The organism is uncultured Methanobrevibacter sp., from assembly GCF_937906425.1.
GTDB lineage: Archaea > Methanobacteriota > Methanobacteria > Methanobacteriales > Methanobacteriaceae > Methanobrevibacter.
In genome coordinates, this window is record NZ_CALCYR010000087.1 from 1 (window position 1) to 6,799 (window position 6,799).

Below are 6,799 nucleotides of genomic sequence, written 5' to 3' on the forward strand. Positions count from 1 at the left end.
GAGACATAATATTCGACTGAAATATAATATTAACAAAATAATTACAATTATAAAATTAGATTTCATTTTAAGTTTTATAAAACTAATACTAATCATATATGAATTTAAGAAACTAAGAGGTTAAATATGGCTAAAAGAAATTTTAGAAATAGTCTTAACAATATTGGAAAAATTCTAAAAGAAGATTTTAGAGACGTTTTTACTAAAAATTATATTGTTGTAATCGTTCTGCTTGCCATTGTTATATTGCCTTCACTATATGCTCTTATAAACATTCAGGCTTGTTGGGATCCATATGAAAATACTGGAAACATCGAGTTTGCAATTGCTAATTCAGACAGCGGTTCTGAATTTGACGGCAGCGAAATAAATATAGGTGATGAGATAGAGAAGGAACTGAAAAAGAACGATGACTTCAACTGGACCTTTGTCAGCGAAAAAGAGCTGCGGCGAGGGGTCAAGAATGGAACCTACTATTCGGGCATAATAATTCCAAAGAATTTCAGTGAAAATGTAACCTCAATTACAACAGATGATCCTCATTCTGCAAACTTGGAATACATAGTCAATAGGAAAACAAATCCTATGGCATCAAAATTAAGTGATTCTGCAGCAAAGGCTGTTTATAATAAAATTAACGCTAAAATTGTTGAATACATTGATGTGGCAGCATATTCAAAATTGGGAGACCTTCAATCTGCCCTTGCTTCAGGTGCAAGCCAAATGTCCTCAGGTGCAGTACAGCTTTCATCAGGGGCATCACAGGTATCAAGTGGGGCATCACAGGTCTCATCCGGAACATCAAAGATTACAAGCGGTGCCTCTGAAGTCTCATCTGGAGCATCCCAAGTCTCTTCTGGAGCATCACAAGTAGAATCTGGAGCATCCAAGGTTCAATCAGGTGCTTCAAAGGTTTCAAAAGCTTCCTCTGAAGTAACATCCGGAGCATCCCAAATTTCAGCTGGTGCATCACAGGTTCAAAGCTCTGCAAGTCAACTTGAGCAATCAGTTGATGTTGACAAATTGCCTAATGAACAGTTGAAGACCGTTGTTAACGGTTCAAAGAACCTTGCCAATGCAAGTTCACAGCTGGCAGGCTCTTCAAGCCAATTGGCTCAAGGCTCATCAAAACTTGCAAACAGTTCAGTCTCTTTGGCAAATGGCGCTTCAAGTGTTGCCGGCGGTTCATCAAAACTTGCAAGCAGCAGTGTAAAATTGGCAAATGGTTCTGCCTCCTTGGCAAATGGATCCCTTGCTTTGGCTAACGGTTCACTAAGTTTGGCAGCAGGTTCAGAATTGCTTGCAAACTCTGCAGCATATGCATTGTTTACAGCATCCTCCTCACTTGCAGGAGCATCAGATTCCCTTTCAAGCATGACCGGTGTTGATGAGGACCAAGTCGGGGACTATATCTACGCTCCAGTTAATCTGGATGAACAGGAACTCTATCCTGTTGACAATTACGGTTCTGAAGTAGCTCCATTTTATATAGTATTATCCATGTGGGTTGGAGCTGTAATTACATGTACCATGTTAAGGGTAGGCCAATCAACTGGAACTGAATTCAGTCCTTCCGAGATGTATTACGGAAAATTGATCATTTTCCTTGTTATGGCATTTTTCCAAACTACCGTAACCCTAATTGGAGCATTCATATTAGGCATTGAAATAAGCAATGTGTCTCTCTTTATATTCTCTGCCTATTTCACTTCGATGATAATAATGCTAATTTGTTACTCACTGGTATCCGCTTTAGGTAAGGTGGGACAAGGATTAACAGTCGTATTGCTTGTGTTCCAGATTTCCGGAACAGGGGGTATTTATCCAATAGAGTTGATGGGTAACATCCTTCAAAATATTAGCCCATATATGCCAATGACCCATGGTATTACTATGCTTAGGGAAGCTGCATTAGGACTTGTATGGCCTAATTACATTAGTTCATTTATTGCATTGTCAATTATAGCTATTATAACATTAGTGTTATCTGTAGCCATTAAGGCATTTGCAGACAAAAGAGCTCATTGGTTTGAGGAAAAGTTATCAGAAGCTAATCTGTTCCACTGAGGACCATTGGATTATTAATTAATCTTTAATCTTTTTTTATTTTTTTAAAATTTTTAATTTTTTTACTTTTTATACTTTTTATACTTTTTTTACTTTTTTATTCGTTTACTTCTTTAATATTTACTTTTTGAATTTGTTAAACTTTTTTTTACTTTTTTATTCATTCAGGTCTGTTGAAAACCTATTTTTAAACTTTAGTTAGATTTAAAACAATAATTTTTAGAAATTTTTATAGGATTTACAAAGCCAAAAAAGATTAAAATAAATATAAATAAATAAAAAACTCAAAACAAGCCCAAAAAAAGATTAAAAAAAGATTAAAAAAAGATTAAAAAAAGATTAAAAAAAGATTAAAAAAAAGATTAAAAAAAAGATTAAAAACAATAAAAAACAATAAAAAAACAAAATAAGTTAAAAAAAGATTAAAAAAAGGAATAAATAAATAAAAAACTCAAAAAACAAGCCGAAAAAGATTTAGAATGAAATAAAAGTTTAATAAAAATTATTCTTTTTTATTTTCTCTAATCTTTTTCATAATCTTGACATATACCTTTAAAAGCATTCCAGATAATGTATGAGGAATTCCAAAAATATGTCTAACGGCCATTTCCAAACTAAGTTTTAAAGACTTTTTCTTAATTTCCTCTTTATCAATTGATCTGGATTTAGATACAACAATATCGCTTCCACCAGATTCTTCTTCCAATTCTTCTTTATTTTCATCAGCCATAAAACCCTCCAAAAATAATTTCATTTTTTAAAATATAATCTTTAAATCTAAATAACAATTCATAAAAGCAAAATAAAAATCACAAATCATTAAAATGACAAAGCATAAATCTCATTAGCCACAATCGCTCTTTTAAAAATCTCCAATAGCTCCTTTGAAGGAGTGGAAATTTCATTCGGCAAATTCTTAATCTTATTAAAATATTCCATTGCCTCTTCCATTTCACCAATTCTCTTTAAGCACAATGCAATGTTAAAATAAGGATATAAATAATTCTCATCCAAAGCAATGCATTCCTTCAGATATTTGATTGCAGATTGATAATCATCAAGTAAAAAGAAAATCATTCCCTTTGCATTCAATGCAAAAAGGTCATTATTGTTTTCATCCAATATTTCCTGATTCAGCACATAGGCATAATAATAGTTATTTTGAATAAAGAGATAATGTAAAATAGCTCCCTTTTTCCTTGAAAGCTCATCCATGTTTATATCAATGTCTTCAAAAAGAAATAGCTTGAAAAATTCCTTCTTGATGTCAAAGGACAATGAATAGATTAGATTATGACTATTTGAATCTAATTCCAATGCCCTGTCATAGCATTGTAAAGCCTCAAACAAACGATTTTTATTCTTATAGAAGAGACCTTTCTCAATCAAATCCCTAAATTGCTTATCGTAATCCTCAAGATTAACTTCATCCAAATCAATTTTCATCTCTTCAAGTATTTCACTTTCAATAGCTAAAATATACTCGCCTCTATCAGGATAAAAGTCTGCAACCATGTCATAATAGGATAGTGCATTGTCATAATCCCTTCTTTTTCTAAAAATCAATGCCTTGTTCATCAAGGCAGTGTAATCCTTATCATCAAAATGATTCAAAATCATATCAAAGGATTCCTCTGCCTCATCAATCTCATCCCTAGCATTCAACAGGGAAGCTTTTGCATTCAATGAGTTAATAAATTCTGAAGAGAGATCATTTTCCTTAATCTCTTCAATCGAAAACTTTTTAAAATCATCAATGATTTCATTAAAGCAATCAAAAGACTTTAGTTGATCTTCATTCATTAAATTAATAGCTGTTTGAACCCTTTTGGAAAATTCATAAGAATTTATATCATTGCTTGAATCATTTTTATCAGACATCATATCACTTAAGAGTTAAATCAAAGAAATTTTTTAAAAAAAACTTAATTACATTTACTTATATTAAATTTAAAGAAGTAAGTGATTATATATTTAAAAAAACTATTATTAAAATTTTATTAAAAAAATAATAATAATGAAACTTCAATTAATGAAAAGAATAATTAAAAATAGTTAAAATAGTTTAAAAATAGTTAAAAGTTTAAAAATTAAAAGAAATTAAAAATAAATAAAAATAGTTAAAAAATAGTTAAAATAATTTAAAAATAGTTAAAAGTTTAAAAATGATTAAAAATAGTTTAAAAAAAAAGAAAAAATTAGTAATTAAATTACTAATTCAATCATATTTTTATTTTTTTAGTTACCGGATAATATTTAGCTCCGGAAACAGTTATGTTAACAGTGTATGTTCCAGATTTTAAGCTAGGAATCTTAACGTTTAAAACTCCTTTTTTAGTTGTGTACCATTTGGTTGTGTAATTCTTAGGTCCAACAAATGATAATTTGAACTTCTTGTTAAGGTTTTTGTTAAGATTGCTTTTAATGGTTACCTTAATGTATTTGCCTGATTTAGCAAATGAAACTTTTGCATACTTAAGCAAGTAATTTGATTTATAGCTGCATTTGCTGAATACGTTTTTAAGTTTTGAGAAGTAGTGGGCATTGTTGTAGGTACCTACATTCTTAACAAAACTACAGGAGGTAACTTTAGCCTTATTTGAAACAATATATACTCCACCACCATAATCAGCTCTGTTTGAAGTGAATTTGGAACTTGTTACTGTCATGGTTCCTAATCTGAGGAAGACACCTCCACCCCAATTCTTAGCTGTATTGGAAGTGAATGCTGATTTTGTAACCTTTAAGGTTCCGCCAAGAGCACAAATACCTCCACCTTGGTTGGTAGCTGTGTTTTTGGTAAAGTTGGAATTTGTTACGGTACAAACCAATTTAGTGTTTTTCTTAATAAGCATCAAGTAGAGAGCTCCACCGTTTTGCGCTTTATTGGAAATGAAATTGGAATTTGTAATGGTAACTGTTTTACTGTTATCAATGGAAACGGTTCCTCCATAAGGGGAAGTGTTTTTAGAGAATTTGGAATTGCTGATTGTAACCTTTGATAATGTGACTAAACCAAGAGCTCCACTGAAGTTACCCTTATTGGAAGTGAATGTAGATCCAGTGATTGTAAGAGTTCCATTAACTGCATAGATAGCGCCACCCCATTTTTTAGCTTTATTTGAGGTAAATTCACAGTTTGTAACCTTTACATTACCACAGATTATGTTCACTGCTCCACCATGTTCTGATGCATAGTTATTGATAAACTTACAACCTTCAATGGTAGCATTGGATCTCATAGACTTGTCATAAACCTGTACATTAATTGCTCCACCACGTTCTGCAGTGTTGTTTTCAAAAATACAGTTTTTAACAAGTGCAGATTTACTGGTATCCAAAATTATAATACCTGTATTGTTGGTAGGATTATTGTAGAACTTGGAATTCAAGATTTTACTTATACCATGTTCGTCAACATAGATAACACCCTTGTTTACGGAGGGATTCTTTTCAAAGGTACAATTGTCCATGTATAAACTTGCTTGATAGAATTGATTGCCATTTGTAAGACTTACAACCAAAACAGTGGTTAAATAACCTTTATTGCCTGAGAAATAGGAATCATAAACTTTTAAGGTGGCTCCGTATACCTTAAGTGCACTTCCCATACCTTTTTTATCCTTTTCCCAAGCTACAGTGGTATTACGGTTAGCGACATTGTTGAGGAATTGACAATTTCTAATTGTTAAAACTCCTCCTTCCTTAGCGTCGATTACTCCACCATTACCATGGTCAACCTTATTGTTTTTGAAAATACAGTTGTTAAGGTTAAGTATTACATCTTCCCTTGATAATATGGCACCACCATTTTTACTTACTCCATAACCGTTTTTCATTGTTAAGTTATTGATGGTCACCTTAAAACCTTGAGAAATTGAGAAACAACCTACTGTATATCCTCCATCAATATAATGGCCATTACCTTCAATGGTTACATTGTTTCTGATTAAAACACCGTTATTGTAATTACTGTCATAGGAAGGGTCATAAATAATATCTCCCTTCAATGAAATTGTAGAACCGGATGCAGCCTCATTGATAATTTTAACCATCTCAGAATAGGTGTAAAAAATTTCTTCATCCCCTTCTTCTTCACCACCATCAGTTGCTGTAGCATCTGTTTCTACTGTAGTGTTAGCATCACTTGCATCTGATTCTACAGTAGTGTTAGCAGCATCTTCTGTAGCATTGGCAACTGTATCTCCAGCAGCACTATCATCAGCACTGTCTGAACTATTTGCAACAACATCATCAGAGCCGGAACTTCCGCTATCCTCTGATGATACACTGGTATTTTCAACTACACTATCAACTGTTTGAGTATCACCATCATCTACAGTTGTGCCTTCTTCAGCGGCACAGCTAGATATAGTTAAAAATAACATTAAAACAATTAAAATTGAAATAAATGTTTTCTTTAAAATAATTTCACCTTTATAAATTTTAAACAGTATATCCGAATTAATTCATAATCAGATATATACATTATTAATTTTATTTATCAAATCAGTATAATTCTTTACACATAAATTGAAATTTATTTGTTTGCCTTGATTTAAAAATAAATAAGAATTAATATTTATATTTAATTGAGATGCAAATTTTTGGCATATATCTTTCATTGTATTTTCTTTTGAGCATTTTATTTCTACATTAGTATCATCTAATATAAAGTTAACTTTTATATCTTCCATTTTATTGAATAATTAATGATAAATAACAAATATTC

The 6,799-nt window shown here is 31.5% G+C and carries 4 protein-coding genes; 1 reads left to right on the plus strand and 3 read right to left on the minus strand.

Features of this window, described 5'->3' with window-relative positions:
• Positions 1–126: 126 nt before the first annotated feature.
• A complete protein-coding gene (locus tag Q0138_RS02350) occupies positions 127–2,067 on the plus strand; it encodes a YhgE/Pip domain-containing protein (RefSeq protein WP_297980403.1) in 1,941 nt (646 codons plus the stop codon).
• Between the two features lie 502 nt (positions 2,068–2,569).
• Here the strand turns inward: Q0138_RS02350 and Q0138_RS02355 are convergent.
• From Q0138_RS02355 to Q0138_RS02365, 3 genes are all read right to left on the minus strand, one after another.
• Positions 2,570–2,821, minus strand: coding sequence for a hypothetical protein (locus tag Q0138_RS02355; RefSeq protein WP_297980406.1), 252 nt, complete (start codon positions 2,819–2,821; stop codon positions 2,570–2,572).
• A gap of 65 nt (positions 2,822–2,886) precedes the next feature.
• On the minus strand, positions 2,887–3,948 hold the full coding sequence (locus tag Q0138_RS02360; RefSeq protein ID WP_297980409.1) for a tetratricopeptide repeat protein: 1,062 nt from the start codon (positions 3,946–3,948) through the stop codon (positions 2,887–2,889).
• Between the two features lie 341 nt (positions 3,949–4,289).
• A complete protein-coding gene (locus Q0138_RS02365) occupies positions 4,290–6,455 on the minus strand; it encodes a right-handed parallel beta-helix repeat-containing protein (protein ID WP_297980414.1) in 2,166 nt (721 codons plus the stop codon).
• Between the last annotated feature and the right edge of the window lie 344 nt (positions 6,456–6,799).

Excerpts from the sequence above, each read along its gene's own strand:
- Q0138_RS02350 (WP_297980403.1), top strand. The coding sequence starts at position 127 with ATGGCTAAAAGAAATTTTAGAAATAGTCTTAACAATATTGGAAAAATT.
- Q0138_RS02355 (WP_297980406.1), bottom strand. The coding sequence starts at position 2,821 with ATGAAATTATTTTTGGAGGGTTTTATGGCTGATGAAAATAAAGAAGAA.
- Q0138_RS02360 (WP_297980409.1), bottom strand. The coding sequence starts at position 3,948 with ATGTCTGATAAAAATGATTCAAGCAATGATATAAATTCTTATGAATTT.
- Q0138_RS02365 (WP_297980414.1), bottom strand. The coding sequence starts at position 6,455 with ATGTTATTTTTAACTATATCTAGCTGTGCCGCTGAAGAAGGCACAACT.